Below are 25,602 nucleotides of genomic sequence, written 5' to 3'. Positions count from 1 at the left end.
CTCTGCCCAGCTTGAAAAAGAATGGAAGGACCGAGGTGTTTCATGATGAGCGGATCAGCGATTATGATGATGGTTATAGGTATGGTAGTCATTTGGGGAGGACTTGCATTAAGTATTGCAAATTTATTTAAGAAAAAGGCATAAGCTAAAAACATCTGTACCGAAACGGTACAGATGTTTTTTTTATGAAAAAATTGTATTAGAAAAAATTCCAATAACCATACTACAACTACGAGGAAGAGTGAAGGGGTGAATGAAAATTGGAACAAACGATTTATATTAAAATGCGCAATCGCTTAAAAGTGTCTCCTACGTATGAAGTAAAGCTGAGCGATGTTGCTCAACTTGCCGGAGATTCTTTGGTAGTTGAGTCGTTACAAAATGAGATAGTCTACAAAATAACAGCGCATGATAAAACACATGTTGTAATTGATGTTATGAAAGTGATTGAGATTATTCAACAAAAAGCGGCTCACATACAAATTAATTTACTTGGTTCTGGACAAACTCTTGTTGAAATTATATACGAAAAAAAGAAAGTACATCCGGTTTTCTTCGGACTTGTATGGTTGTTACTTTTCATTGGAGCGGCCCTTGCGATCATTTATTTCCATGAAGATGTAAGTATGCAACAAGTACACCAACGGTTATATTACATGATTACTGGAGAATTTAAGGCGCAACCACTTTTATTTCAAATTCCTTATTCATTAGGTCTTGGATTAGGTATGGTCTTATTTTTTAATCATGTATTTCAAAAGAGAATTAATGAAGAGCCGAGCCCGTTAGAAGTTGAGATGTTTCAATATCAGCAGTCGCTTGATCAATATGTAATTGTGCATGAAAACAAGGATAATATGAAACAGATTGCTGATGATTGAGTGTGCATTTGTTGTATTAATTGGTTTAGCTGGAGGGATTGCAGTAGGTAGCGGATATGTCGCGTTTTTAGCTGTACTTGGTATAATCCCGCGTTTGGCTCAATTAACGAGAAGTGGAAAGCATATTCAATATTTTGAGTGGGCGGTCATTGCAGGTACTTTAACAGGGGCTTGGTGTAGTTTGAAAAATATTACATTTCAAACGTCACAATATTGGCTTGTTATATTAGGGATATTTTGTGGCACATTCATTGGAATGCTCGCTGCGGCGTTAACGGAAGTATTAAACGTTTTACCTATTTTAGCGAAACGAGTAAGGGTAGAGGGGAAAATTATTGTTTTACTGGTTGCTCTTGTACTTGGGAAAGTAATAGGCTCGTTGTTTCACTGGATTTATTTCGTAAAGTAGGAGGCAATATATATGGCAGGACGAAAATTGAAGGACGATTACATCAATAAAGTGAAGGAGTACCATCCAAAACCGAACTATTTCATAAATTGTGTGAAGGCATTTCTTGTTGGTGGACTCATTTGTACGGCGGGAGAAGTGTTGATGAAATTTTATATACATTACTTTCACTTTAGTGAGAAAGAGGCAGGAAACCCTACAGTTGCAACTCTTGTTTTACTATCAGCGATTTTAACAGGGTGTGGTGTATATGATAAAATCGGGCAGTTTTCTGGAGCGGGATCAGCAGTACCAGTTACTGGATTTGCGAATTCTATGGCGAGTGCCGCGCTAGAACATAGGAGTGAAGGGGTTGTTCTAGGAATCGCTACTAACATGTTTAAGCTTGCAGGAAGTGTCATTGTATTTGGAGTCGTCGGTGCATACATTATCGGGCTAATAAGATATACATTTCAAATTTTAATGTCTTAAAGGAGGGGTGGGTATGAGATTGACAGGAAAACAAACGTGGGTATTTCAAAATGATATCTTCGTGAATGCAACTGGTACTGCTGTCGGTCCGAAAGAAGCTGAAGGCCCTCTTGGAAAGGATTTTGATATTTCATATTCTGACTTACATTGCGGAGAGGAAAACTGGGAACTTGCTGAACGAAGGTTAATGTCAGACTCGATTCAACAAGCGATGCAAAAAGGGAATATAAAAAAATCACAAATTGATTTCTTTTTAGCGGGAGATTTATTAAACCAAACAGTGACAGCAAATTACGTTGCTCGTGAGTATGGTATTCCTTTTTTAGGGATGTTCAGCGCTTGTGCGACGTCAATGGAAACTTTGGCTGTTGGATCAGCTTTTATAGATGGTGGATTTGCGAATCGTATTTTAGCTACAGTAAGTAGTCATAATGCGACGGCTGAAAGACAATTTCGTTACCCAACAGAATACGGAGGACAAAAGCCAGGGACAGCAAACTCAACTGTTACTGGAGCAGGGTCAATATTAATTAGCAATGAGGAGAGTGCAATTAAAATAACAGCAGCAACAATCGGCAAAGTACAAGATTTAGGAATTGCTAATCCTTTAGATATGGGATCAGCGATGGCACCAGCTGCTGCTCATACAATTCAACAGCATTTTGAAGATTTGAGAAGAAGTGCAGCTGATTATGATCTTATTGTTACTGGTGATTTATCAGCTGTTGGGACACCAATTGCGAGACAACTTTTACTTGAGGAAGGATATGATTTGGGGAATGTACACAACGATTGTGGATTAATGATTTACAATTCAAATCAAGAAGAAGTGTTTGCAGGGGGCAGTGGTTGTGCGTGTTCAGCTGTTGTAACATACGGCCATTTATTGCGTGAAATGCAAAAAGGGAATTTACAAAGAATTTTTGTCGTTGCAACTGGAGCTCTATTAAGCCCCATGATGATGCAACAGAAGGAAACGATTCCAACGATTGCGCATGGTGTTGTGTTTGAAAGCGTTAAAGGAGAGTGAATGGTGGATTTTATATACGCATTTCTTGTAGGAGGAGCTATTTGTGTAATTGGACAAGTGTTGCTGGATTTCGCAAAGTTAACACCGGCACATTTAATGGCAACTTTTGTAGTCGCCGGAGCTATTTTAGACGGATTCGGATTGTACGATAAGCTTATAAAATTTGCAGGTGCTGGGGCAACGGTCCCTATTACAAGTTTTGGACACTCACTATTGCACGGGGCAATGCATGCGGCAGAAAAACATGGATATTTAGGAATTGGAATCGGTATGTTTAGTTTAACGTCTGCGGGGATTTCAGCAGCGATATTATTTTCATTTTTTGTTGCACTTATATGTAAACCGAAAGGATAAATCAAATGAGACGAAGGGTTGTTTTGGTCACAGATGGAGATGAATATGCAAAGCGGACAATTGAGCTGTTAACAAAGGAATTTGGGGGAAGGTGTATTTCGGCATCGCAAAGTAATCCGACCAAATTGACAGGGAAGAAAGTTGTTGAGCTTATTATGCAAACGCCATATGACCCTGTATTTGTCATGTTTGATGACAGCGGATTTATAGGAGAAGGATCTGGTGAAAAGGCGTTAAAGTATGTCGCAACACATAAACAAGTTGATGTACTGGGTATTTTAGCAGTAGCATCTAATACACATCATTGGGAATGGGCGCGTGTAGATGTAAGTGTAGATCGGAATGGGAATTTGACAGAATACGGCGTTGATAAATTTGGACTCCCAGATGGTGAAGTTGGCAGGATTAGTGGGGATACGATTTATTGTTTAGATGGTCTGAATGTTCCTGTCATTGTGGGGGTCGGTGATATTGGTAAGATGTGCGGAAATGATGAATGGGAGAGAGGATCACCTATTACTAGAAAAGCGATTCAATTAATTTTGGAAAGGAGTGGGTTTTATGACGAAGCCTAAAAAAGTGAATATCCCGATTTCATCTTTTTTAAGTGATAATGAAAACTACTTAAAGCAAACAGTTGGACTCGGTGTTACATACGATGTTGGTATTCGTAAATTTCAAATTTTAAATAAAGAAATTGGTGTGTTATTTGTAAATGGACTTTGTGATACGAATTATATTATCCCTATTTTAGAAGAAGCGGTGGATACAAATGAAATAAGGGATGTAGAAGAAGATACAGTGAAGCTTTTAGAGAATCGTTTAATTCATCAACAAGTAAGTAAAGTGAAAACGATGGATGAGGTAATGCTCCAAGTATTATCAGGACTCATTATTATATTTGTGGAAGGCGAAACGGAAGCGTTCGCAATAGATGTTCGTAGTTATCCGGGCAGGACACCGACAGAACCAGATACAGAAAAGGTAGTGCGCGGTGCAAGGGATGGTTTTGTTGAAAATATCGTTGTAAATACAGCATTAATTCGTAGAAGGATACGCGATCCACGTCTTCGAAATGAAATGATTCGAGTCGGAGATAGATCGCAAACGGATATTTGTATTACATACGTTCAAGATGTTGCAAATCCAGATTTAGTAAAGATTATAAAACAAGAATTAAATAACATTGATGTAGATGGGATTACGATGGCGGATAAAACAGTAGAAGAATTTGTAGTTAAACAAGGTTATAATCCATTCCCGCTTATTCGATACACAGAAAGACCAGATGTAGCAGCAAATCATCTATTAGAAGGACATGTGTTAGTACTCGTTGACACATCACCAAGTGTTATGATCACTCCAACAACATATTTCCACCATTTACAGCATGCAGAAGAGTTTAGACAAAATCCAGCTGTAGGTACATTTTTACGTTGGGTACGTTTTTTAGGTGTTATATTTTCGCTGTTCTTACTGCCATTTTGGTTAGTTTTTGTTTTTAATCCAACTCTTTTACCGGATAGTCTTGCTTTCATTGGACCAAACAAGATGACGCACTTACCAATTTTATTACAAATTTTGATGGCGGAAGTCGGACTCGAATTTTTAAGAATGGCTGCCATTCATACACCGACATCATTGTCGTCTGCAGCAGGATTAATTTCTGCCATATTAATTGGTCAAATTGCAATTGATGTAGGTTTATTTGTACCAGAAGTTATTTTGTATGTAGCAGTTTCTATGATTGGAGCATACGCTACGCCAAGTTATGAGTTAGGGCTTGGGAATAAGATTGGAAAATTGTTTGTAATTATTTTAACAGGCATATTTCATGAAATGGGATTTGTCATTGGAATGACGATGTTGATTCTATTTTTAACATCTATAAGAAGCTTGCAAACACCGTATTTATGGCCGTTTTTACCGTTTGATTGGGGCGCGTTAACGAAAATTTTACTTCGTCCAACTATGTCTAGTTTAAAGGTTCGTCCAAGTATTGTAAGACCTCAAAATGTGCGAAGACAAAAATAAGCGGGGTTATGCTCCTGCTTATTTTTTATTGAAAATTTATTATTTTTTTAACAAAAATCAAACATTTTTTTTGTACAATTAGAGTAGATATTGTGTATGAAAGGGGAAGAGGACATGATTAAATTATTTGTAAGTGATTTAGATGATACGCTCGTTTACAATGTGAATCATATGCAAAAAGAAGATGAACGAGCGCTTTGTTGGCTAGCTGAAAAAGGGACAAATATTTGTTTTGCCTCTGGCCGTTTTACTCACCGAATTGATGAGGCGGTAAAAAGGTTTTCGTTCCCGTATTACACAACTAGTTTAAATGGAGCGACAATGATACTACCGGATGGAAAAGTATTTCATGAATCGAGTTTTGAAGATGGGGTTGCCCAGGAAATATATCGATATATACATAAAAAGGGACTAGCAGATATTGTTTGTGCAAATGAGCAGCGATATACAAAAAGGAAGAATGAACATCATCATACTTTTGAAGAGTATATGGGAGTGCATATTGCTGAAATCGAAGAACTAGAAGAGGAATTTGGGAAGACTGTACATCCTGCGAAATTATTTATTTTTGGCGAAGAAGAAAAAATTGTAGCATTAGATCAAGAGTTGCGAGATACATTTCATAGCCAAGCGGAAGTTTTTATATCGGGTAAGCGCTATGTTGACATTATGCCAAGAGGTGTAAGTAAAGGAAGCGCTCTGAAGCGATTAATGGAACATTTACAAATTGAAGCAAATGAAGTTGCATGTATTGGAGATTCTTTCAATGATATTTCTATGTTTGAAGTAACCCCGCACTCCTTCACCCTCCATCATGCTCATCCGTATGTGAAGGAGAAAGCAAATCATGTTGTTCGTTCGGTTGAAGAAGCTATTATGAAATTACCGTTACTTGTATAAAAAAGAAGCTCGTCACTGGCGAGCTTCTTTTTTACTTGAATAAAGATTTAACGAAATCAATGATACTAGAGAAGAAATCTTTTACTTTATCTAGGAAACTTTGTCCTTCTTCAGATCCTAAGAAGGCAGACACATGGTCTTTTGCTTTATCTAATTGACTACCAACTTGGTTCCAATCGATATTAAGATTTTTCATTTTATCAAATAACGATACTAAGTTATCCAACTGTTCATCTGTTAATGTAATGCCAAGTTGATCAGCAATTTTTTTAATTAATGAACGTAAATCTTCAGTTGTTTTTGGCTGTTCTTTTGCAATTTCTTCTTTAATTTTTGCAACAAGTTGAACTGCTTTGTCTTCACCGATTTTATCACCAAGTTTTGCTGTTTGTACCATTTCTTCATTGGCTACTTTTTTAACATCTTCTGGAATTTCCTTGTTCGATGTTGTTTCATAGGCCTTCATTAAACCTGTTAAAGCAGCAGTTCCGGAAACTTTAAATGGTGCAGTAATTTGAATCTCTGCATCTTTCACACCTGCTGTAATAAGTGCATTTGTGTACATTGCATCTGTTATCGAATTAATGTTTTTTGAGCGTACAATGAGACCTGACCCTGGTTTTGTGTATGTAATCATAGAAGAGGAAATTGCTCTTGTACCAATTTGTGCTTTTGGAACAATTCCTTCTAGAAATTTATGTTCTTCCGCATTAGACACAGTGATGATTGTAGCATCTTTTGGTGCTTTCATTTCCTTTAACAGCTCTTGTTTTTGTTGTTCAGATAAGTTTTCTCCTAGTGTAACAATTGATTCTCCCTCAATGATGTCTGCAAATGAAGCTGTTGGCATAATAAATACGGCTACAGCTAATAGCAGAGCTAGTAATTTCGCTTTCACGAAAAATCGCTCCCTTTCTCTTTCTGAAATTTTCGGGCAACACAGTTATTATAGTATATTTTAAAAATTTGTCACCTAGCTTTTTCCACATTTCGAAAAAGAAGTATGCAGATTGTCGGATTCTTTTTGTTTCTCGTCATGAATATGGTAATATAGTGCTGAGATAGTTGAAAGGAGACATATACATATGAAAACTTTAGGATACATATTAATGGAAAATGGCGAAAAAATCGATTTAGAATTTTACCCAGAAGAGGCACCAAAAACAGTAGAAAACTTTAAGAAATTAGCAGAGCAAGGATTTTATGACGGTGTGACATTCCACCGCGTTATTCCTGGCTTCGTAAGCCAAGGTGGAGACCCAACAGGCACAGGTGCAGGTGGCCCAGGTTACTCTATTCCATGTGAGACTGATGGAAATCCTCGTAGACACCTTGTTGGATCACTTTCTATGGCACATGCTGGTCGTAATACAGGTGGTAGCCAATTTTTTGTTGTTCATGAGCCACAACCGCATTTAGATGGCGTACATACTGTATTCGGTAAAGCAACAAGCGGTATTGAAACGGTATTAAACATGCGTCAAGGCGATGTAATGAAAGAAGTTAAAGTTTGGGAAGAATAAGTTGTGAGAAAAAGAGAGCGATTTTGCTCTCTTTTTTTATTTCCTATAAACAGGAATTGGTATATATTTTAAAGTATATGACACAAATAGGACGGCTACTAACGTTAAATTATATTGTTCATGAGAACACACTTTTAACAAAACACATAGGATGGAGTACGAATTATATGCTTCAATAAATGGATTTCTCTTAACATATTGCTTTTGGTAGAACTACTTTGTTCAAAAGTGGTTAATAAGTGAAATGTGATGAGAAAGGGATTCTCCTTTTAGTTCCTATACAGTATTGTCTCTTTTTTGAGCGGTGTAATAGAAAGAAATAGCGTGGAAACATATATTTGACTTTCTTCTTAACGCTTTGTATGATTATCAAGTTGTTTCAGCCTCTTCTCACTCTGGTAAAAATATTGTAGAATGAATGTGATATGAAAAGAGTGATTGATGGGATAAATAGTTTGTAACTTTTGTAAGAAGGGATAAGGGTTATGTTAATTCGTTTTAAAAAAAGTTATGAAAAAATTGCAATGGGGCTTCTTTCATTTATGCCAACTGAAAAAGATGTAAAAACATTACAATTGACAATGAAAGAGTATGAAGCGAAAGAGGATTGGCAATTGTATTTGTGGAAACAAAATGAAGATTTTGTTGGGATAATGGGGATTATAAAAAAAGAAGATCAGGTATTGGAAATTCAGCATTTGAGCGTGAATCCGTCTCACCGTCATATGGGGATTGGGACGAAGATGGTTCAAGGGCTTAAGAGTAAATTTCTTGAGTTTACAATTTGCGGAAATGAGCAAACAGCAAGTTTTTGCAAAAAGTGTAAAGAGCTTGAACAAAATATACATTCATGAAAGCAGGGATAAGTAGTTTATTATCTCTGCTTTCTTTTTTGTAGTTGTTCGTGTCGTTCAGAAATGACTTCTGTTCGATCGCGCAATGTGTGCTTATTTATGATGTATTCACCAGGAATGAAATTCACATCTTTCCAAGAGAGGTTTTGTTTCTTACATAACTGTATGCATTGTTTTTCTAACGATGCGTCTAATAATGGTAAAAATAACGGCGCGAAAAATTCCTTTTTGTGGATAGATTGTAACCTTTCATTTAATAAGAATATAAGTTGTTTATGATCTATTCCTAATTGATGTAAAGATGTACTGTTCTTTTCTAAAAGTGCTATTGCGCTTTTTATCATCTTCTCTGCACCATTCCAGTTGGATCGTCTGTGATGGTATAAGGAAACAGCAATTTGAATGAGACCGACTAAGTAAGTGTCGCGTTCTCCTCTAGGTTTTAATTTCCAATACTCTTCTAATATTTCATGACATTCAAAATAATCACAGTCTCCGTGAAAATGAATTAAAAATTGTATGTACTCGGTAGGATACATTTTTTTCGCTCCTGTCTAACGGTTATATGTACAGTTTATCATAGAAATATTAACAATAAGCGACTAGGGAAGTATCCCTAGTCGCTTTATTGCGTCCTATTAGCAGAAGCAAGCTGCTCCTACAATAATTAGTAAAATGAACAGTACAACAAGTAATGCGAACCCACCGCTAAAACCACAATCAACGTGACCCATAGTTTTTTGACCTCCTACATTGTTCTTACTACATTGTTATCATATGAAGCGGTGGGCATTATGACATGGGCATAGGTCTATTTTTAATTAAATTTCTTAAAAAGGTTGGATAGAACATGAGTATGCTCTATACTTATGGTGTTATAGAAAAAATGTGGTGGGATGCTTTGTGCAGTATAATTTTAAAGTAGAGGCTTTTGAAGGGCCTTTAGATCTATTGTTACACTTAATACATCGTTACGAAATCGATATATATAATATTCCTGTAGCGGAAATTACAGAGCAATATCTATCTTATGTCCATACGATGAAAGAATTACAATTAGATGTTGCCAGTGAGTATTTAGTAATGGCTGCAACGTTATTACAAATTAAAAGTAAAATGTTGTTACCGAAACAAGAAGAAGATGTACCTGATAACGGTGAAGACTTTATAGATGACCCTCGTCAAGAATTGATGGAGAGGTTAATTGAATATAAGAAATATAAGCAAGTTGCTACTGAGTTAAAAGAAAGAGAACAAGAAAGAGCACAGCTATATACACGTCCGCCAATTGATTTTACATCATTTCAACAAGAAGAGGAGACAAGCTTACCTCTTGATGTTACGTTATATGATATGTTAGCGGCATTTCAAAAGCTAATGCGTCGTAAAAAAGCAAAGACCCCCGTAACAACGCGAATTACTCGCCAAGAAATACCAATTGCACAGCGAATGACTGATATTCTACAACAGTTAGAAGTAAGAGGCGGTCGTCAAAGTTTTTATGATTTGTTTGCTGATGAAGAACGTGAAATAATGGTTGTAACATTTTTAGCGGTTCTTGAGCTAATGAAAAATCAACAAATCATAATTGAGCAAGAACATAATTTTGATGAAATTTTCGTATCAAGCTCTAATAAATCCGTATAGAGTTGGTATGTGAAGATGGGATAGGAATATTTTATCTTATGTTAGGTTTTAATGTATCGTTTGGAACGAGAGAAGAAATATTGAACCGAACGCATTTACTGTGATTCGGTTTTTTTATGTGTATTTTTTATGGGAAATAGGAGGAAGGAGTTCGTAAAATGGATAGAAAAGAACAAAAAGCGATTATTGAAGGGATTTTATTTGTTGCAGGTGACGAAGGGATTTATCCGGAACAGATAGCTAAAGTTCTGGAAGTTAAAGTGGAAGAAGTAATAAACAGTATAGAGGAAATGCAAAAAGAAGGTGAAGGATCGAATCGCGGTCTGCAAATTGTGCAATATGCAAAAATGTATCGTTTTGCAACAAAGAAAGAACATGCTGCATACTATCAAAAATTAATAGATACCCCAACAACGGCGTCACTGTCTCAAGCAGCTCTTGAAACGTTGGCAATCGTTGCGTACCGTCAACCGATTACAAGGACAGAAATGGAAGAGATTCGAGGCGTGAAAACAGACAAGGCATTACAAACGTTAGTTTCACACTTACTTATAAAAGAAACGGGAAGAGCGGAAGGACCAGGGCGCCCTATTTTATACGGAACGACGAAAGAGTTTTTAGATACGTTTGGATTGAAAACGTTAGATGATTTACCACCTCTTTCGGAAGAAAATGAACAAATGAATGAAGCAGATTTATTCTTTGGCTCTTTACAGGAATTATCAAAATAAAAGCTTAGCATTTTGCTAAGCTTTTTTTGTATATCAATTACAGAGCGTGCCATACTAAATGAAAAAAGGAGACGAGCTATGAAGGGTGTACGGAGTATTCTATTGTTGGTTTCTGTTTTATTATGTTTTTCGTTAAACAGCGCATCGGCTAAAAGATATATGATGTCTATTCATACTACGTCTTCTATACATATGCAGCGGCAACATTTCGGTAAAATGAAAGTGAGTTTTTTAAAAGTTGGACAAGGTGATGCGACACTTATTACATTGCCAAATGGTCAAACGATGTTAATAGATGGGGGCCCTTATGAAGCGGGAGAGGTTATTATTCAAAAACTAATTGAAAAAGGAATTAATCATTTAGATGTGATTGTAAGTACTCATCCTGATATGGACCATATAGGGGGGCTTATTCCAATTGTAGAACAAATGCCAGTTTCACTCGTATTAGATAGTGGGAAAACATATAGTTCATTTACTTATCATACGTATCGGAATAACATTAAAAAAAGAGGCATTCCTTTCATTTCAGTGAAGGAAGGACAATACATACCGCTAGATCCACATGTTTCTATACAAGTATTGAACAATGGTAAATCAAAAGACGAGAATAACGAGTCCTCAATTGTGTTAAAGATTCGATATGGTAAAGCGGACTTTTTATTAATGGGTGATGCTGATATACGGACGGAAAATGAAATATTAAAGCAATTTGATGTACATGCAGATGTATTAAAAGTTGGGCATCATGGCTCGTATACTTCAACGAGTGAAACATTCTTAAAAAAAGTAGATCCACAATTCGCTATTCTTTCGTACGGGAGTAGAAATCCGTATGGGCATCCTCATCAAAGTGTAGTAAGACGATTAAAACAGCGTGGTATAATGATATACGGAACAAACAAGCGAACTGTAGAAATAGAAACAGATGGTGAACATATTACTATGGGGGCAAGCGGTCTTATGCCATTACTTAAGTAACTAATTATATAAGAGGTTATTATCCATTTTGGAAAAAATGGATAATATATATTATAATGAAAAAGAAATCAATTTCCTTTTTTCGCTGAACGAAGAGGAAATTTCATTAGAATGTATAGACAACTACTTGTGTGTATATTAAGATGGGATTAGGCGAATAAGGTAATAATAATAAGTAGGTATTTCATGGGAAAGGATCGATGAAAATGAAAACGCAAGTTGTCATCAATGCCAAAATTTATACAGGTAAAGAAGTAGTGGAAAACGGATTTATTCGTTACGCAGAAACAGTTAAAGAAATTGGTTTGATGGCTCAATATGTATCACAAGAAAATGAAACTGTGTTAGATGCGGCAGGAAAGATTGTGATTCCAGGTATGATTGATGTTCATATTCATGGTGGATACGATATTGATGCGATGGATGCAAATAGCGATGGATTAGTAACTCTTGGTAAAGAAATGTTAAAAGAAGGAGTTACAACTTACTTCCCAACAACAATGACACAAGCTCCAGAAGCGATTGAAGCGGCGCTACTTGCTGCGAAGGAAGCGAAAGATAAAGGAGCACATTTCGAATATATTCACTTAGAAGGACCATATGTTTCAAAAAAACGTGCGGGTGCACAACCACTTGAACATATTGTTCCTGCGAGTATCGAGCAATTTAAACAATGGCAGGAAGCAAGCGGTAATCTAATTAAATTAGTAACATATGCACCGGAAGAAGAAGGTGCGTTAGAGTTTGAACAGTATCTTGCTGAAACAGGTGTTGTTGGCACAATGGGGCATACAGATGCGATTGATGCACAACTGAAAAATAGAAAAATTACACATGCAACACATTTATATAACCAAATGCGTGGATTACATCATCGTGAACCAGGAGTTGTTGGTCATGTGTTATTAAATCCAGATGTAATGGTTGAAGTAATTACAGATGGTATTCACATTCACCCTGATATGGTGAAATTAGCGTATAAATTAAAAGGGCCGAAAAAAGTAAGTGTCATTACAGATGCAATGCGTGCAAAAGGTCTTGAAGAAGGATTATATGAACTTGGCGGACAGCCAGTACATGTAAAAGATGGCAGTGCTCGATTAGAAGATGGAACGTTAGCTGGTAGTATTTTAAAAATGGATCAAGCTTTCCGAAATGTAATTGAATTTACAGGATGTTCAATCGAGGATGCAGTGTTGATGACATCAGTTAACCAAGCAGAAGAGTTTGGATTAAATAATAAAGGCGCGTTAGCGGCAGGCAAAGATGCAGACTTTGTTGTTATGACTGAAGAATTACATGTATATGATACGGTTCGTTTAGGAATTCATATGAAGGAAGGGAAGTAATAAGATGAATATTCTTGTTGTAAAAACTCCAGAAGAATTAGCAGAAGCAGGTTATAAGTTAATTAAAGAGGTTGTAAAATCAAAAGAAAATCCAACTTTAGGAATGGCTACAGGAAGCTCTCCATTAGGTATTTATGCAGAAATGCGAAAAAATAAACTTGATACAAGTCATACAACCACTGTAAACTTAGATGAGTACGTAAATTTACCACACGAAGATAAAAACAGCTATCACTATTTCATGCAAGAACAGTTGTTTGATCATCTTCCATTTAAACAAACTTATGTACCGAATGGGATGGCAAGTGATTTAGAGGAAGAGTGCAAGCGTTATGAAGGCATTCTAGTAGCTAACCCAGTTGACTTACAGATTCTTGGAATCGGTGAAAACGGTCACATCGGATTTAATGAGCCAGGAACACCATTTAATTCTCCAACTAACATTGTAGAATTAACAGAATCTACGCGCCAAGCAAACCTTCGCTTCTTTGAAAATGAAGAAGATGTGCCGACTCATGCGATTACAATGGGAATTGGAAGTATTATGAAAGCAAAACAAATTCTACTTGTTGCTATGGGATCTAAAAAGGCAGAAGCTATTAAAGAGCTATTGCAAGGTGAATATAGTGAGGCGTGTCCTGCTACAGTTTTACAACGTCATCCGAATGTAACCGTAATCGCAGATCCAGAAGCTCTATCTTTATGCAGTGAGGCGATTGCTGATGAACATCGACAAGTATTCACCATTTCCGATCTATTATCAGATTCAAGAGTGGGTGAAACAGCTAATTGAGGAAGGCGAATGGAAGCCGGGAGATAAAATTCCATCTGAGAATGAACTTTGTGATAAGTTCGAAGTGAGTCGTATGACAATCAGACAGGCGATTAATAACTTAGTGGAACAAGGTTATTTATACCGGAAACGTGGGATTGGAACGTTCGTCCAACTTCCGAAAGTGGAGCAAAAGTTGCAAGGAATGACGGGATTCACAGAAGATATGATTTCTCGTGGTATGAAACCGAGCAGCCAGTTATTAAGTTTCCGCCTAGTTCCAGCTACTGCTAAAATAGCAGACCGGCTGAGAATACAAGAGGGAGAATCGGTTTATGAAGTGAGGCGTACGCGCTTAGCTGATGACGAACCGATTGCATTTGAGACGACATATTTGTCGCCAACTCTTGTGAAAGATATTAACGAAGAAATATTGCAACAATCTTTATATGAACATTTAGAGAAAAAACTGGGCTTTAAGCTTGTTCGCGCTACTCAATCAATTGAAGCTTCAATTGCAACGGATAATGAAGCTGAACATCTGCATATTCCTAAAAAGGCGCCTGTACTTGTAATGCGTCAATGGTCATATTCAGAAGGTGAGTTACCGTTAGAGTATGTGAAATGTATTTATCGTGGGGATCGTTACAAGTTTATTACGAACATCGCACGTAACAAGTAATATATTTCAGTTTGTGAAGTACAGTGAACTTTGATGTTTTCAACATGTAAAGAAATAAAAACACGACTCATCCTTATAAGGATCGAGTCGTATTTTTATTTGCTTCTTCATTATAAACAAGTACTTGGTTAACGGCATCTTTGACAGCATCTACTACATAGTGAGCGTGCTCTTTTACCGCGTCATCAGCTTGAGACATAGCAAAACTATGAGGAGTTAAAGAAAACATTGGAATATCATTGTAAGAATCCCCTATGCACGCAACCTCCTCTGGTTGTATTTGAAACTCTTGTAATAAAACAGAAATAGCAGAACCTTTACTAATATTTGGTGGCATTACATCTAAACATTGTTCAGCTGAAATGAAAGTACTAACTTTTCCATGGAATTTTTCATCAATCTTTTTTTGAAGGAGTTGTAAGTTTTCCTTTGTTCCACCGATAGAAATTTTATTTGGAAAAATTGTATCATCGATTTTCTGTAATAAATTTGGTTCTTCAACAGAAGTCATTGTTATTTGTTTTTCGAGTTCATGAATAAAAGGTGTCTTTTCTTCAATATAGTAATTATGCTCATCACTTACATAACGGAAATAAGGGTCTTCATTTGTCATTGATAACAAATCAGGTAGAATACTGGAATCGAATGTTGCAGATAATAGTTGTTTATTTTCTTGTGTATATACGAAAACACCGTTCACACTAATGCGATGGAAATTTGTATTTACAGCCTTCATTAAGTCTGCGATTTCATTATCAAGTCGCCCGGAAGCGAAACAAAGAATAACATTTTGCTCAGCAAGACTGCGAAGTGCTACAATATCTTGTTCATCAATTAGACCTCCATGTTGCATCATTGTACCGTCGATATCACTTACAAACATTTTAATCATGTTGCTATCTCCTTTCTATGTACAGTTGCTCTTACATTATACGCATCATATACAAACATGTCTAAAAAATGAATTTTTATCAAATGGTAGATGTTTTACATTGACGACAAAGAAGAATATTCTGTAACATAAAAGTAGGCTATTTAAGTACGAGGGTGGTGTTATATGAGTAATTATCTAGAAATTAAAAAAGTTTTAAATAATAATGTCATCATTGCTAGCCATCCTGAACACGAGGAAGTAGTAGTGATCGGTAAAGGAATTGGATTTGGAAAAAAGGCTGAAGATGTGTTGGAGCAAGAACAAATTGAGAAAATGTTTGTTTTAAAAAATGAACGTGATCGAGAACAATACAAACTTTTAGTGCCACATGTGAGTGAAAAGCTAATTGAATTGATGAATGATATTATGTTATACATTCAAGAAAAAGCGGAGTCTCCATTAAATGAACATATTCATATCGCTTTAACAGATCATATTTCTTTTGCAATTAAAAGGCTAAAACAAGGACTTACAATAGATAATCCTTTTTTAGTTGAAACGAAAATGCTATATCCAGAGGAATATGAAATTGCTGAAGGAGTTGTGCAACTTTTAAATTCTCGTTTGCAAATTACATTGCCAGAAGGAGAAGTTGGCTTTATCGCACTCCATATTTACAGCTCGCTTACAAACTCTGATTTATCTTCTGTTAATCAAAATTCCCGTCTTATTGCACAACTTGTTTCTTTAATTGAGATAAGCCTACAAATTACATTAGACCAAGAAAGCATTCATTATTTACGCCTTATTCGTCATTTGCAATATGCTATTGAACGGGTGAAAAAAGGAGAAAAAGTAGAAGAAGCACAAAGTTTTGCTGATTTATTAAAGGCAGAATATCCAGTCTGTTATAACTTAGCTTGGAAGCTAGTTAAGGTAATGCAAAAAGAATTACAACTTCCTGTTTATGAAGCAGAGAGTATTTATTTAACGATGCATTTACAACGATTAGTGAAAGCAGAACATGTGTAAAAAGACATATATTTTTGTCTAAAATGAAAACGTTAAAAAAAATGATTGAATCGCTTACAATAGTTATGTATAATAACTATTGCAAAGTTATACAAAATTCGACAAACAAATTAAGGTAAATAACGAAAACGTTTGCTTTAATTATAGTGAACTTATACGTAATCCTATTTTTGACACGTGTTACTGATTCGATCAGGCATGAGTGGAGAAAAGCTGGGAATGTAAGCTAAAGAAAGGGACATACTACCCTTTGTATAGCTATCGTTCTATCTTTTTTTTCCTCATGCCTTTTTGGCGTTTGTCGAAAAGTATCAATATAGATAAGAGAGGAAGGGTTTCCATGTTTAAGAAGATCTTTGGTGTTCTTCAAAAAGTCGGAAAAGCGCTTATGCTTCCAGTAGCGATTTTACCGGCAGCAGGTATTTTACTTGGATTTGGTAATGCATTTCAAAATCCACAACTAACAAATGTTATTCCTGCTTTAAAAGCAGATTGGTTCGTAATGGTTGCAAAAATTATGGAACAATCTGGTGATATTATTTTCGCTAACCTTGCGCTATTATTCGCAGTTGGGGTAGCAATCGGTTTAGCTGGTGGAGACGGAGTAGCTGGTTTAGCAGCGTTCGTCGGCTACTTAATTATGAACAAAACGATGAGTGTGTTCTTAGAAGTAGATAAACTAGTGAAAGTAACAAGCACTGGAACAGATCCAGTGAAAATTGGATTTTCAGATCCAGCATATGCAAACGTATTAGGAATTCCAACGCTGCAAACAGGAGTGTTTGGTGGTATTATCGTCGGGATAGTAGCGGCATATTGTTATAATAAATACTTCAACATTGAATTACCATCATACTTAGGTTTCTTTGCAGGTAAGCGTTTCGTACCGATCGCAACTGCAACATTCTCTTTAGTAGTAGGTATTATCATGTGCTTCATTTGGCCATACATTCAGGGTGGCTTAAATACGTTCTCACATCAAATGATTGATGCAAATAGAACGATAGCAGCATTTATATTCGGTTTAATCGAACGTTCATTAATTCCATTTGGATTACATCATATTTTCTATTCACCGTTCTGGTTCGAATTCGGTCAGTATACAAATGCAGCTGGCGAATTAATCCGTGGTGACCAAAAAATCTTTATGGCACAGTTAAAAGACGGCGTAGAATTAACAGCTGGTACATTTACAACTGGTAAGTATCCGTTCATGATGTTCGGTCTTCCAGCAGCAGCTTTAGCAATGTACCATGAAGCACGTCCAGAAAATAAAAAATTAGCAGCTGGTATTTTAGGATCTGCTGCATTAACATCTTTCTTAACAGGTATTACAGAACCGCTTGAATTTTCATTCTTATTCGTAGCACCAGTATTATTCGGAATTCATGCAGTATTCGCTGGTCTATCATTTATGACAATGCAAATTTTAGGTGTTAAAATTGGTATGACATTCTCTGGTGGTTTAATTGACTTCATATTATTCGGTGTACTACCAGGTCGTACGGCATGGTGGTGGGTAATTATTGTTGGTCTTGTACTAGCAGTTATTTACTACTTCGGATTCCGTTTCGCAATCCGTAAATGGAACTTAAAAACACCTGGTCGTGAAGTAGCGAATGCTAATGAAGGCGCAGGGAAAACAGAAGCAGGAGAACTTCCACGTGAAGTATTAGTAGCACTTGGTGGTAAAGAAAACATTGCTTCGTTAGATGCTTGTATTACTCGTTTACGCGTTCAAGTTAACGAACAAAAAAATGTAAATAAAGACCGCTTAAAAGAGCTTGGAGCAGCCGGTGTACTTGAAGTTGGAAATAACATTCAAGCTATTTTCGGACCGAAATCTGACACATTAAAATCACAAATTCATGATATTATGTCAGGTCGTACACCTCATGTTGAAAAAGAAGCGCCTGTAAAAGCGGAAGAAGCTCCTCAACAGGTTGATGAAAATGAAACAATCGTTTCACCAATTGAAGGAAAAATCTTACCGATTACAGAAGTACCTGACCAAGTATTCTCAGGAAAAATGATGGGAGATGGATTTGCGATTGAGCCAACAGAAGGAACAGTAGTTTCTCCGGTTAATGGTGAGATTGTAAATGTATTCCCTACAAAACATGCGATTGGTATTCAGTCTGAAGGCGGAAAAGAAATTTTAATCCACTTCGGTATTGATACTGTAAAATTAAATGGTGAAGGCTTTGAAGCACTTGTAGCACAAGGTGATAAAGTGAAGCAAGGACAACCATTATTAAAAGTAGATCTTGCATTTGTAAAAGAAAATGCACCATCTATTATTACACCAATCGTCTTTACGAATTTACAACAAGGGCAACAAGTCGAATTGAAAAAAGATGGAAATGTTAAGAAGGGCGAAAACGCTATTATTGACATTCAGTAGGAATTTGACGCAAAATGTTTATAATTATAATAGGCGATGTGGTTGACCGAACATCGCCTATTATATACAATAGATGATGTAGTACTCACGTCTATACAACTAAAAAAATACTGTATTTAAAGGAGATAAATTATCATGGAAAAAATCTTTAAAGTAACTAGCGACTCAGGAATTCATGCTCGTCCAGCAACTCTACTTGTAAACACTGCAAGCAAATTCGGTTCTGACATTAACTTAGAGTATAACGGAAAAAACGTTAACTTAAAATCAATCATGGGTGTTATGTCTTTAGGAATTCAACAAGGCGCGGAAATTAAGGTCACTGCAAATGGTGATGATGCAGCTCAAGCACTAGCAGCTATCGAAGAAACTATGAAAAACGAAGGATTAGGAGAATAATGACTCTTAATATCCAAGGGATCGCTGCATCAAGTGGGATTGCTATTGCAAAGGCTTTCAGACTTGAGAATCCTGAATTTAACATTGAAAAGAAATCAATTACAAACGAAGCTGCTGAAATTGCACGCTTAGACGCTGCGCTTGAGAAAGCAAAATCTGAACTAGAAGCTATTAAGGACCACGCTTTTGCTGAGCTAGGTGCTGATAAAGCTGCTATCTTTGAAGCACATTTATTAGTATTAAATGATCCGGAATTAGTAAATCCAGTAAAAGATAAAGTAAATAGCGAAAAAGTAAATGCTGAATTTGCAATGGATGAAGTTGCATCAATGTTTATTTCTATGTTTGAAAACATGGATAACGAATACATGAAAGAACGTGCTGCGGATATTCGCGACGTAACAAAACGTGTTCTTGCGCATTTACTAGGAATTAACTTCTCAAACCCTGGTACAATTTCTGAAGAAGTAATCATCATTGCTGAAGATTTAACACCATCTGATACAGCTCAGTTAAACCGTGAGTATGCAAAAGGTTTCACAACTGATATCGGTGGACGTACATCTCACTCTGCAATTATGGCTCGTTCTATGGAAATTCCAGCTGTTGTTGGTACGAAGGTTGTTATGGAGAAAATCCAAAACGGCGATATCGTAATCATTGACGGTTTAGATGGAGAAGTAATTGTAAACCCATCTGAAGAAACTCTTCGTTCTTTTGAAGAAAAGAAAGCGAAATTTGAAGAGCAAAAAGCTGTATGGGCAAAATTAAAAGACCAAGCAACTGTAACAAGTGATGGACATCACGTTGAGCTTGTTGCTAATATCGGAACACCAAATGATGTACAAGGTATTATCGATAATGGCGGAGAAGGTGTTGGTTTATACCGTACAGAATTCTTATACATGGGCCGTGACAATCTTCCAACAGAAGAAGAGCAGTTCGAAGCGTATAAAGCAGTTCTTGAAGGTGTAAAAGAAGATCAACCAGTCGTTGTTCGTACACTTGACATCGGTGGAGATAAAGAGCTTCCATACTTACATTTACCAAAAGAAATGAACCCATTCTTAGGATACCGTGCAATTCGCTTATGTCTTGATGAGCAAGATGTGTTCCGTACACAACTTCGTGCATTACTTCGTGCTAGCGTATACGGTAACTTAAAAATTATGTTCCCGATGATTGCAACTCTTGATGAGTTCCGTCAAGCGAAAGCAATCTTATTAGAAGAGAAAGAAAGACTTGTAGAAGCGGGTACAACTGTTTCTGATTCTATTGAAGTGGGGATGATGGTTGAAATTCCAGCTTCAGCAGTATTAGCAGATCAATTCGCAAAAGAAGTTGATTTCTTCTCTATCGGAACAAATGACTTAATCCAATACACAATGGCTGCAGACCGTATGAACGAACAAGTAGCTTACTTATACCAACCGTATAACCCATCTATTTTACGTCTTGTAAAAATGGTTATCGATGCTGCTCATAAAGAAGGCAAATGGGCTGGTATGTGTGGTGAGATGGCAGGAGATTCACTTGCTATCCCATTATTATTAGGATTAGGTTTAGATGAGTTCAGTATGAGTGCAACATCAATTCTTCCTGCAAGAACACAACTAAGCAAGTTGTCAAAAGCAGAAATGGAAACTTTAGCAGAAAAGGCATTAATGATGTCAACTGCTGAAGAAGTTGTTGAATTAGTTAAAAGCATATAAGTATAAAAAAACCTGAGTCGATTTGAAATCGGTCTCAGGTTTTTTTATACTTATACCTTAGGTGATTTTATTGATTAAACTTATCTTAAAGAGCAATTGCGATAACATCCTCTGGGCAAACACGTAAAATCCCTTCAAATCTATCGTCATTACGATTGTTTCCATTCTTATCATCTTTGTTGTTGTCTTTGTCGTCATCTTTTCTTAATTGAGAGAATAGAGCAACACCGTTACAGAACCCCTCAAAAACTAAATTGCGGAATGTTGCATTTCCTTTTAGTTTAAGAAGCGAAACCTCAGTTCCTATAGAAAGATGTGCAAGCACGTTACATACAGCATGTCGTTGTGGTCTAATTTCTTCTTTCTCTTTCTCACGATGGTTGTGGTTGCGCTCTCTTTCATGATGATGACATTCTCTAAAGTTATCACAGCATCCAAATGATCCAAACATAATCCTCATCACCCCCTTCACACTTATAATCTATGTAAGTTCGGCAGTCGGTGACTGGACAGATAATGGAAATTTTTCTAGGGGATTTTCTCATTTTAAATGACTAGATGGGTATTTAGTATGGAATGATGTTTAAAATAGGGGAAATGTCACAAAAAAATGTAAAGACCACCGAAATGAATGAAATAGGTAGCCTTTACACTTTTTTGCTTTTATATAAAACGATGATATATACAGGAAGAGCTAAGAGTAGTGGTGCAATGGATCGTACAGTATGTTTTTCTGCTTCTAATTGTAACGCTTCTTCTTTTGGGAATTGTAACACTGATATGTTTGCAGCATCGCCAATAAAATATAGCAGCAGTACAGTTACTATGTAACTTAAAAGTGCGATAAAGCTTCCGTATGAACTCAATGAAAATCCCTCTCTTGTTATCTATTTGTTATCATTGTATCACAATTGTAACAAATATACACGGTTATATTTCGATACTTTAACAAATTTCGACACAAAACGCCATATTTGTTTATGGGGATAGCATGAAAATTACGATTTCTCTATGTATAGATGTCGAATAATACATTGTAATATTACGGATGTGTGACAGAATATAAAAAAACGAAGGTAATGAAATTACCTTCGTTTTTATTATTTCGCCCATTCACTTACTTGTTCTACGCTCATGCGTGGTGCAGGATGACCTTTTAAAGTTGATTCACCAATTGTAATAAGCATAATTGGTACGTAACGCGATGAAACATTAAATTCTTCCATTAGTGCTTGTGGGTTGAAACCACCAATTGCGCAAGTATCCCAGCCAGTTGCTTTAGCAGCAAGCATAAGTTGCATTGCTGCTAAAGCAGCATTTGAAAAGGCAGCATCTCTTGGGAATTGCTCACGAGCATATGCAGATTCAATGTTTTTAGCTAAGAGTTCTTTTGCTTCTTCTTTCATAAATCCTTGTTCTACGATTGGACCATAAACGGGTTCAACGTTTTTATAAGCTTCTAAATCACCTAAAATAGCGACTACTGCAGAAGCATCAAGAATTTGTTGTTGGTTATAAGCAATTGGATGTAATCGTTTTTGTACATCTTCGCCTTGGAAAACAAGGAATTTCCAGTGTTGCAGGTTCCAAGCAGAAGGTGCTTGAGCAGCTGCTTTTAAAATTTCGTGTAATTCTGTAGATGAAATCTCTTTTTCGGGGTTGAATGCACGTGTAGATGTGCGTTCATATAAAACGTTAAAAAAGTCACTGTTTGTCATGATATATCCTCCAAATTACATATCAGCTTAATTTAAAATACATGTAATATATTCTACTTACATTTTGTAAGTTATTGAATTTAAGGATATAATAACTTTATTTTAATTGTCAAGTTTTAAGTGCTAAGGAGGGCATTCATACAAACGATACAATTCCTACAATCATACACTAAAAAAGGAATTTATTGAGTAAAAAGGCGAAGATAACATTCTCAATTAGCTTGTTAATATGTATCCCTCACTAATCGAATTTTTTTGAGAACAATCTTTTATAAAATGATTGTGAGGAATTCAGTAAAACAAGATATATGAAGTGAGTGAAGACTAGTGATGAACATACTACATTTTTTATTAGAGAATACTGTTTTCCAAAATGTATTACAAGATCTTCAGTTGAATGTCCTTTATATAGAAGATGGATGTACACATCAACAAACGATAGAAAATGTCCATCCAAAATGTATGTTTATAGCAAATAGTTTTGAAGAAGGAGAAATATTGTTTCATAGAACTAGACCGCATATTGTAATTATGTATGTAACAGATGTTGATCAAATAAAATATATAAAGAATATATATGATTCACGGAGTACATTCATTATCATTTGGGATCAACAGATAAACAATGAGTTTGCAGATTTACTCATGTTAGGAATACGTAATATTGTTATAGCACCAGTAACCCCACAAGTGGTAATAGAGGAAGTGAATAAGAGTTTATATCAACTTTCTTTAGTGCGGCAAGTAGGTTTACAACAAGAATTGCTTCAAACGATGTTTGATTTTCAAAATGATTTATTATTTATAGTAGAAGATGATGAGATTGTTGATTGTAATACGAATTTTTTACAATTCTTCGGATATGATAATTTATTTACGTATCGCGAACAACATTTAGTGTTTGCAGAACATCTTATTAGAGAGAACGGATATTATTCGACGACTCACGATATAACATGGTTGGATGATACTTTATCAAATGGAAGAAGAATTAAAATGTACAATCATGAAGGAGAAGCATTGACTTTTCTATTACGTGCGATACCATTACCAGAAGACTTATCGCGATTTATAGTAAAATGCACAGAGATTACAGAATTAGATGAAATCTATCAAGAGCAAGAAAGACTTGCAATGATAGATTCATTGACAGAAATATATAATCGTTTGAAATTCCAACAAATATTGGAGAAAGAGTGGGAGAATGTAATACGTAACGATGAAAAAATAGCACTTATTTTGTTTGATATAGATAATTTTAAATCAGTAAATGACACATATGGTCATGATTTTGGCGATTTAGCATTAGTACAGCTTGCAGATCTTATGAAATCTAAAGTTGAAAATCAACATATATTTGCAAGGTGGGGAGGAGAGGAATTTATAATATTAGTGACAAATACGGTAGAAAAAGAAGCGTTTCAAGTTGCGGAGTCATTACGATTTTTTATTGAAACAAAGCAATTCTCTGGAATTTCAAAGTTAACAGCGAGTTTTGGAGTTGCGTTACATGAGAATGGGATTACTAAAGAAGAATTAATGCAAAGAGCGGATATTGCATTATATGAAGCAAAAAAAAATGGGAAAAATCAAGTATGTATATATAGGAAAGAAAAAATGTGATTTTTCGCAACAAATTGTTGCGATTTTTTTTTATTACCTGATAATAGAATATGGGGGACCATTTTAAATGAAGTAACGACGGAGGAACAATATGATAAAAAAAATAATGGCTATGGTTTCACTGTCTGCTGTAGTTTGCGGCGGAGTATACTATTTTCTCTATAGTCCAGATCCAAAGGAACAAGCAGTATTAACAACAAAGGTAACGCCTGCTATTGAGTCAGAGGTACAAGATAATATAGAAGAAGTACAAAAAATTGATTATGCTAGTATATCTCAAAAATTAGATCAGTATTTAGTAGGAAAGCAATTTAATGGGACAGTTTTGGTGACAGATAAAGAGCATGTTATATTGAATAAAGGATATGGATATGCTGATGTTCAAAATAAAATAGAAAATACACCTCAAACAAAATATCGTATCGGTTCTATTACGAAAACAGTTGTTGCTACATCCATTCTACAGTTACAAGAACAAGGGAAGTTAAATATCCAAGATAATGTAAATAAATACATTCCTTCATTTCCAGCAGATAAAAACATCACGTTATATCACTTATTAACGCATACATCTGGTTTACCGGAAAATGGGAAAGGAAAGGTTAATGTAGCTTCACGTATAAATTTAATAAATTGGATTGGAAGTCAAAAGTTAGATTTTCCACCAGGAACAGGTTGGAAGTATACGGATTATAATTATATGGTGCTCGCTTATATTATAGAAAATATAACGAAAAAGCCTTTAGGAGATTATATAAAAGAAAATATATTTACAAAGGCAGAGATGCATGAATCAGGTATGGGAAATATGGTGCCTGGAGATAAAAACTTCACGAAGGGTTATGTGAAGAAAGATCAAGAACTTGTACCAGCGCAAAAATTAGGGATGGACTGGTTATATGGCTCTGGTGAGATGTATACGACAGTAGGAGATATGAAGAAATTAGATGAAGCGATTATAAATGGCAAGCTTCTTTCTGAACAAAGTATACAAGCGATGTTTACACCTTCACAAGAAAGAAAATATGCATTTAGCTTTTACATATATCCTGATTTTTTCCATAACCATGGTGTACTATCTGGTTGGAATACGTTTAATAATTTCAATAAAGAAAAAGGAACGTTTGTTATTTTATTTTCAAATGTGAAGAATGGTTTGGATGATGATTTTAATAAGGAATTTCGGAAGATGGTAAATGATTTATTAGAACAAAGGGGATGA

At 35.7% G+C, this 25,602-nt stretch carries 30 protein-coding genes; 23 read left to right on the top strand and 7 right to left on the bottom strand.

Annotated elements, in window-relative coordinates; genetic code table 11:
• Nucleotides 1-42: 42 nt before the first annotated feature.
• From MHB76_RS19195 to MHB76_RS19155, 9 genes are all read left to right on the top strand, one after another.
• Nucleotides 43-144 (top strand): methionine/alanine import family NSS transporter small subunit, encoded by a 102-nt coding sequence (locus MHB76_RS19195; protein WP_002094424.1) that lies wholly within the window; start codon nt 43-45, stop codon nt 142-144.
• 116 nt (nt 145-260) lie between these two features.
• Nucleotides 261-881 (top strand): stage V sporulation protein AA, encoded by a 621-nt coding sequence (locus tag MHB76_RS19190; protein ID WP_078172867.1) that lies wholly within the window; start codon nt 261-263, stop codon nt 879-881.
• Nucleotides 874-1,290, top strand: coding sequence for a stage V sporulation protein SpoVAB (gene spoVAB / locus MHB76_RS19185; RefSeq protein ID WP_033710789.1), 417 nt, complete (start codon nt 874-876; stop codon nt 1,288-1,290). Before MHB76_RS19190 ends, spoVAB begins: the two co-directional genes overlap by 8 nt.
• Nucleotides 1,291-1,302: 12 nt before the next feature.
• The gene (spoVAC, locus tag MHB76_RS19180; protein WP_002160614.1) at nt 1,303-1,761 is read left to right on the top strand and encodes a stage V sporulation protein AC; all 459 of its coding nucleotides are present in this window, start codon (nt 1,303-1,305) and stop codon (nt 1,759-1,761) included.
• A gap of 13 nt (nt 1,762-1,774) precedes the next feature.
• Nucleotides 1,775-2,791: a stage V sporulation protein AD gene (gene spoVAD, locus MHB76_RS19175; RefSeq protein ID WP_078172868.1), complete on the top strand. Its 1,017-nt coding sequence runs from the start codon at nt 1,775-1,777 to the stop codon at nt 2,789-2,791.
• Between the two features lie 3 nt (nt 2,792-2,794).
• Nucleotides 2,795-3,145: a stage V sporulation protein AE gene (gene spoVAE, locus MHB76_RS19170; protein ID WP_002014916.1), complete on the top strand. Its 351-nt coding sequence runs from the start codon at nt 2,795-2,797 to the stop codon at nt 3,143-3,145.
• Nucleotides 3,146-3,150: 5 nt separating this feature from the next.
• Nucleotides 3,151-3,720, top strand: coding sequence for a stage V sporulation protein AE (locus MHB76_RS19165; protein ID WP_002111611.1), 570 nt, complete (start codon nt 3,151-3,153; stop codon nt 3,718-3,720).
• Nucleotides 3,707-5,179, top strand: a complete 1,473-nt coding sequence (gene spoVAF, locus MHB76_RS19160) for a spore germination protein SpoVAF (protein WP_078172869.1) — start codon at nt 3,707-3,709, stop codon at nt 5,177-5,179. Before MHB76_RS19165 ends, spoVAF begins: the two co-directional genes overlap by 14 nt.
• 96 nt (nt 5,180-5,275) lie before the next feature.
• On the top strand, nt 5,276-6,079 hold the full coding sequence (locus MHB76_RS19155; RefSeq protein WP_078172870.1) for a Cof-type HAD-IIB family hydrolase: 804 nt from the start codon (nt 5,276-5,278) through the stop codon (nt 6,077-6,079).
• Nucleotides 6,080-6,110: 31 nt separating this feature from the next.
• Here MHB76_RS19155 and MHB76_RS19150 read toward each other — a convergent pair whose 3' ends face one another.
• The gene (locus MHB76_RS19150; RefSeq protein ID WP_078172871.1) at nt 6,111-6,977 is read right to left on the bottom strand and encodes a DUF1002 domain-containing protein; all 867 of its coding nucleotides are present in this window, start codon (nt 6,975-6,977) and stop codon (nt 6,111-6,113) included.
• Between the two features lie 187 nt (nt 6,978-7,164).
• Between MHB76_RS19150 and MHB76_RS19145 the strand changes: the two genes are divergently transcribed.
• Nucleotides 7,165-7,602: a peptidylprolyl isomerase gene (locus tag MHB76_RS19145; protein WP_002160618.1), complete on the top strand. Its 438-nt coding sequence runs from the start codon at nt 7,165-7,167 to the stop codon at nt 7,600-7,602.
• A gap of 485 nt (nt 7,603-8,087) precedes the next feature.
• Entirely contained in the window at nt 8,088-8,456 is a 369-nt protein-coding gene (gene ribT, locus MHB76_RS19140; RefSeq protein WP_002160619.1) for a GNAT family N-acetyltransferase RibT, read from the top strand.
• A 20-nt stretch (nt 8,457-8,476) separates the two neighbouring features.
• On the opposite strand, the gene MHB76_RS19135 is transcribed toward ribT, so the two are convergent.
• Entirely contained in the window at nt 8,477-8,995 is a 519-nt protein-coding gene (locus tag MHB76_RS19135) for a DUF309 domain-containing protein (protein ID WP_078172872.1), read from the bottom strand.
• Between the two features lie 99 nt (nt 8,996-9,094).
• Complete coding sequence (locus MHB76_RS19130) at nt 9,095-9,190, bottom strand: YjcZ family sporulation protein (protein WP_000510194.1); 96 nt, start codon at nt 9,188-9,190, stop codon at nt 9,095-9,097.
• A 169-nt stretch (nt 9,191-9,359) separates the two neighbouring features.
• On the opposite strand from MHB76_RS19130, the gene MHB76_RS19125 reads away from it, so the two are divergent.
• From MHB76_RS19125 to phnF, 6 genes are all read left to right on the top strand, one after another.
• Nucleotides 9,360-10,103, top strand: a complete 744-nt coding sequence (locus MHB76_RS19125; RefSeq protein WP_002145923.1) for a segregation/condensation protein A — start codon at nt 9,360-9,362, stop codon at nt 10,101-10,103.
• 158 nt (nt 10,104-10,261) lie between these two features.
• Complete coding sequence (gene scpB / locus MHB76_RS19120) at nt 10,262-10,834, top strand: SMC-Scp complex subunit ScpB (RefSeq protein ID WP_078172873.1); 573 nt, start codon at nt 10,262-10,264, stop codon at nt 10,832-10,834.
• A 78-nt stretch (nt 10,835-10,912) separates the two neighbouring features.
• Complete coding sequence (locus tag MHB76_RS19115) at nt 10,913-11,815, top strand: ComEC/Rec2 family competence protein (RefSeq protein WP_002145925.1); 903 nt, start codon at nt 10,913-10,915, stop codon at nt 11,813-11,815.
• Nucleotides 11,816-12,021: 206 nt separating this feature from the next.
• Nucleotides 12,022-13,164, top strand: a complete 1,143-nt coding sequence (gene nagA, locus MHB76_RS19110; RefSeq protein ID WP_002160622.1) for an N-acetylglucosamine-6-phosphate deacetylase — start codon at nt 12,022-12,024, stop codon at nt 13,162-13,164.
• A 4-nt stretch (nt 13,165-13,168) separates the two neighbouring features.
• Entirely contained in the window at nt 13,169-13,957 is a 789-nt protein-coding gene (gene nagB / locus MHB76_RS19105) for a glucosamine-6-phosphate deaminase (RefSeq protein WP_016106083.1), read from the top strand.
• Complete coding sequence (gene phnF, locus MHB76_RS19100) at nt 13,887-14,618, top strand: phosphonate metabolism transcriptional regulator PhnF (protein ID WP_078172874.1); 732 nt, start codon at nt 13,887-13,889, stop codon at nt 14,616-14,618. The genes nagB and phnF overlap by 71 nt, the downstream gene beginning before the upstream one ends.
• Nucleotides 14,619-14,691: 73 nt before the next feature.
• On the opposite strand, the gene MHB76_RS19095 is transcribed toward phnF, so the two are convergent.
• Nucleotides 14,692-15,510 carry a Cof-type HAD-IIB family hydrolase gene (locus tag MHB76_RS19095; protein WP_002160624.1) on the bottom strand — a complete coding sequence of 273 codons (819 nt, stop codon included), beginning with the start codon at nt 15,508-15,510 and terminating at the stop codon, nt 14,692-14,694.
• 165 nt (nt 15,511-15,675) lie between these two features.
• Between MHB76_RS19095 and glcT the strand changes: the two genes are divergently transcribed.
• From glcT to ptsP, 4 genes are all read left to right on the top strand, one after another.
• Nucleotides 15,676-16,524 carry a glucose PTS transporter transcription antiterminator GlcT gene (gene glcT, locus MHB76_RS19090; protein WP_002160625.1) on the top strand — a complete coding sequence of 283 codons (849 nt, stop codon included), beginning with the start codon at nt 15,676-15,678 and terminating at the stop codon, nt 16,522-16,524.
• 340 nt (nt 16,525-16,864) lie between these two features.
• Nucleotides 16,865-18,928, top strand: a complete 2,064-nt coding sequence (gene ptsG / locus MHB76_RS19085) for a PTS glucose transporter subunit IIABC (protein WP_002111599.1) — start codon at nt 16,865-16,867, stop codon at nt 18,926-18,928.
• A 135-nt stretch (nt 18,929-19,063) separates the two neighbouring features.
• The gene (gene ptsH / locus MHB76_RS19080) at nt 19,064-19,327 is read left to right on the top strand and encodes a phosphocarrier protein HPr (protein ID WP_002033915.1); all 264 of its coding nucleotides are present in this window, start codon (nt 19,064-19,066) and stop codon (nt 19,325-19,327) included.
• Nucleotides 19,327-21,039: a phosphoenolpyruvate--protein phosphotransferase gene (ptsP, locus tag MHB76_RS19075; RefSeq protein WP_078172875.1), complete on the top strand. Its 1,713-nt coding sequence runs from the start codon at nt 19,327-19,329 to the stop codon at nt 21,037-21,039. Before ptsH ends, ptsP begins: the two co-directional genes overlap by 1 nt.
• A gap of 85 nt (nt 21,040-21,124) precedes the next feature.
• Here the strand turns inward: ptsP and MHB76_RS19070 are convergent, their stop codons facing one another.
• The 3 genes from MHB76_RS19070 to MHB76_RS19060 form a co-directional block, all read right to left on the bottom strand.
• Nucleotides 21,125-21,490, bottom strand: coding sequence for a DUF3915 family protein (locus MHB76_RS19070; protein ID WP_002160627.1), 366 nt, complete (start codon nt 21,488-21,490; stop codon nt 21,125-21,127).
• A gap of 196 nt (nt 21,491-21,686) precedes the next feature.
• Nucleotides 21,687-21,905, bottom strand: coding sequence for a hypothetical protein (locus tag MHB76_RS19065; protein ID WP_002160628.1), 219 nt, complete (start codon nt 21,903-21,905; stop codon nt 21,687-21,689).
• 234 nt (nt 21,906-22,139) lie between these two features.
• On the bottom strand, nt 22,140-22,757 hold the full coding sequence (locus MHB76_RS19060) for a nitroreductase family protein (protein ID WP_078172876.1): 618 nt from the start codon (nt 22,755-22,757) through the stop codon (nt 22,140-22,142).
• Nucleotides 22,758-23,087: 330 nt separating this feature from the next.
• On the opposite strand from MHB76_RS19060, the gene MHB76_RS19055 reads away from it, so the two are divergent.
• Together MHB76_RS19055 and MHB76_RS19050 are read left to right on the top strand one after the other, a co-directional pair.
• Nucleotides 23,088-24,380: a GGDEF domain-containing protein gene (locus MHB76_RS19055; protein ID WP_340988212.1), complete on the top strand. Its 1,293-nt coding sequence runs from the start codon at nt 23,088-23,090 to the stop codon at nt 24,378-24,380.
• Between the two features lie 91 nt (nt 24,381-24,471).
• On the top strand, nt 24,472-25,602 hold the full coding sequence (locus tag MHB76_RS19050) for a serine hydrolase domain-containing protein (RefSeq protein WP_002160631.1): 1,131 nt from the start codon (nt 24,472-24,474) through the stop codon (nt 25,600-25,602).

The sequence above is a fragment of the Bacillus sp. FSL M7-1345 genome (assembly GCF_038006985.1).
Lineage (GTDB): Bacteria > Bacillota > Bacilli > Bacillales > Bacillaceae_G > Bacillus_A > Bacillus_A cereus_U.
The sequence above is the reverse complement of the archived record's forward strand: the minus strand, read 5'-3'. Positions and strand labels throughout refer to the sequence as shown.

Excerpts from the sequence above, each read along its gene's own strand:
- MHB76_RS19195 (WP_002094424.1), top strand. The coding sequence starts at position 43 with ATGATGAGCGGATCAGCGATTATGATGATGGTTATAGGTATGGTAGTC.
- spoVAB (WP_033710789.1), top strand. The coding sequence starts at position 874 with ATGATTGAGTGTGCATTTGTTGTATTAATTGGTTTAGCTGGAGGGATT.
- spoVAC (WP_002160614.1), top strand. The coding sequence starts at position 1,303 with ATGGCAGGACGAAAATTGAAGGACGATTACATCAATAAAGTGAAGGAG.
- spoVAD (WP_078172868.1), top strand. The coding sequence starts at position 1,775 with ATGAGATTGACAGGAAAACAAACGTGGGTATTTCAAAATGATATCTTC.
- MHB76_RS19165 (WP_002111611.1), top strand. The coding sequence starts at position 3,151 with ATGAGACGAAGGGTTGTTTTGGTCACAGATGGAGATGAATATGCAAAG.
- spoVAF (WP_078172869.1), top strand. The coding sequence starts at position 3,707 with ATGACGAAGCCTAAAAAAGTGAATATCCCGATTTCATCTTTTTTAAGT.
- MHB76_RS19155 (WP_078172870.1), top strand. The coding sequence starts at position 5,276 with ATGAAAGGGGAAGAGGACATGATTAAATTATTTGTAAGTGATTTAGAT.
- MHB76_RS19145 (WP_002160618.1), top strand. The coding sequence starts at position 7,165 with ATGAAAACTTTAGGATACATATTAATGGAAAATGGCGAAAAAATCGAT.
- ribT (WP_002160619.1), top strand. The coding sequence starts at position 8,088 with ATGTTAATTCGTTTTAAAAAAAGTTATGAAAAAATTGCAATGGGGCTT.
- MHB76_RS19135 (WP_078172872.1), bottom strand. The coding sequence starts at position 8,995 with ATGTATCCTACCGAGTACATACAATTTTTAATTCATTTTCACGGAGAC.
- MHB76_RS19130 (WP_000510194.1), bottom strand. The coding sequence starts at position 9,190 with ATGGGTCACGTTGATTGTGGTTTTAGCGGTGGGTTCGCATTACTTGTT.
- scpB (WP_078172873.1), top strand. The coding sequence starts at position 10,262 with ATGGATAGAAAAGAACAAAAAGCGATTATTGAAGGGATTTTATTTGTT.
- MHB76_RS19115 (WP_002145925.1), top strand. The coding sequence starts at position 10,913 with ATGAAGGGTGTACGGAGTATTCTATTGTTGGTTTCTGTTTTATTATGT.
- nagA (WP_002160622.1), top strand. The coding sequence starts at position 12,022 with ATGAAAACGCAAGTTGTCATCAATGCCAAAATTTATACAGGTAAAGAA.
- nagB (WP_016106083.1), top strand. The coding sequence starts at position 13,169 with ATGAATATTCTTGTTGTAAAAACTCCAGAAGAATTAGCAGAAGCAGGT.
- phnF (WP_078172874.1), top strand. The coding sequence starts at position 13,887 with ATGAACATCGACAAGTATTCACCATTTCCGATCTATTATCAGATTCAA.
- MHB76_RS19095 (WP_002160624.1), bottom strand. The coding sequence starts at position 15,510 with ATGATTAAAATGTTTGTAAGTGATATCGACGGTACAATGATGCAACAT.
- glcT (WP_002160625.1), top strand. The coding sequence starts at position 15,676 with ATGAGTAATTATCTAGAAATTAAAAAAGTTTTAAATAATAATGTCATC.
- ptsG (WP_002111599.1), top strand. The coding sequence starts at position 16,865 with ATGTTTAAGAAGATCTTTGGTGTTCTTCAAAAAGTCGGAAAAGCGCTT.
- ptsH (WP_002033915.1), top strand. The coding sequence starts at position 19,064 with ATGGAAAAAATCTTTAAAGTAACTAGCGACTCAGGAATTCATGCTCGT.
- ptsP (WP_078172875.1), top strand. The coding sequence starts at position 19,327 with ATGACTCTTAATATCCAAGGGATCGCTGCATCAAGTGGGATTGCTATT.
- MHB76_RS19070 (WP_002160627.1), bottom strand. The coding sequence starts at position 21,490 with ATGTTTGGATCATTTGGATGCTGTGATAACTTTAGAGAATGTCATCAT.
- MHB76_RS19060 (WP_078172876.1), bottom strand. The coding sequence starts at position 22,757 with ATGACAAACAGTGACTTTTTTAACGTTTTATATGAACGCACATCTACA.
- MHB76_RS19055 (WP_340988212.1), top strand. The coding sequence starts at position 23,088 with ATGAACATACTACATTTTTTATTAGAGAATACTGTTTTCCAAAATGTA.
- MHB76_RS19050 (WP_002160631.1), top strand. The coding sequence starts at position 24,472 with ATGATAAAAAAAATAATGGCTATGGTTTCACTGTCTGCTGTAGTTTGC.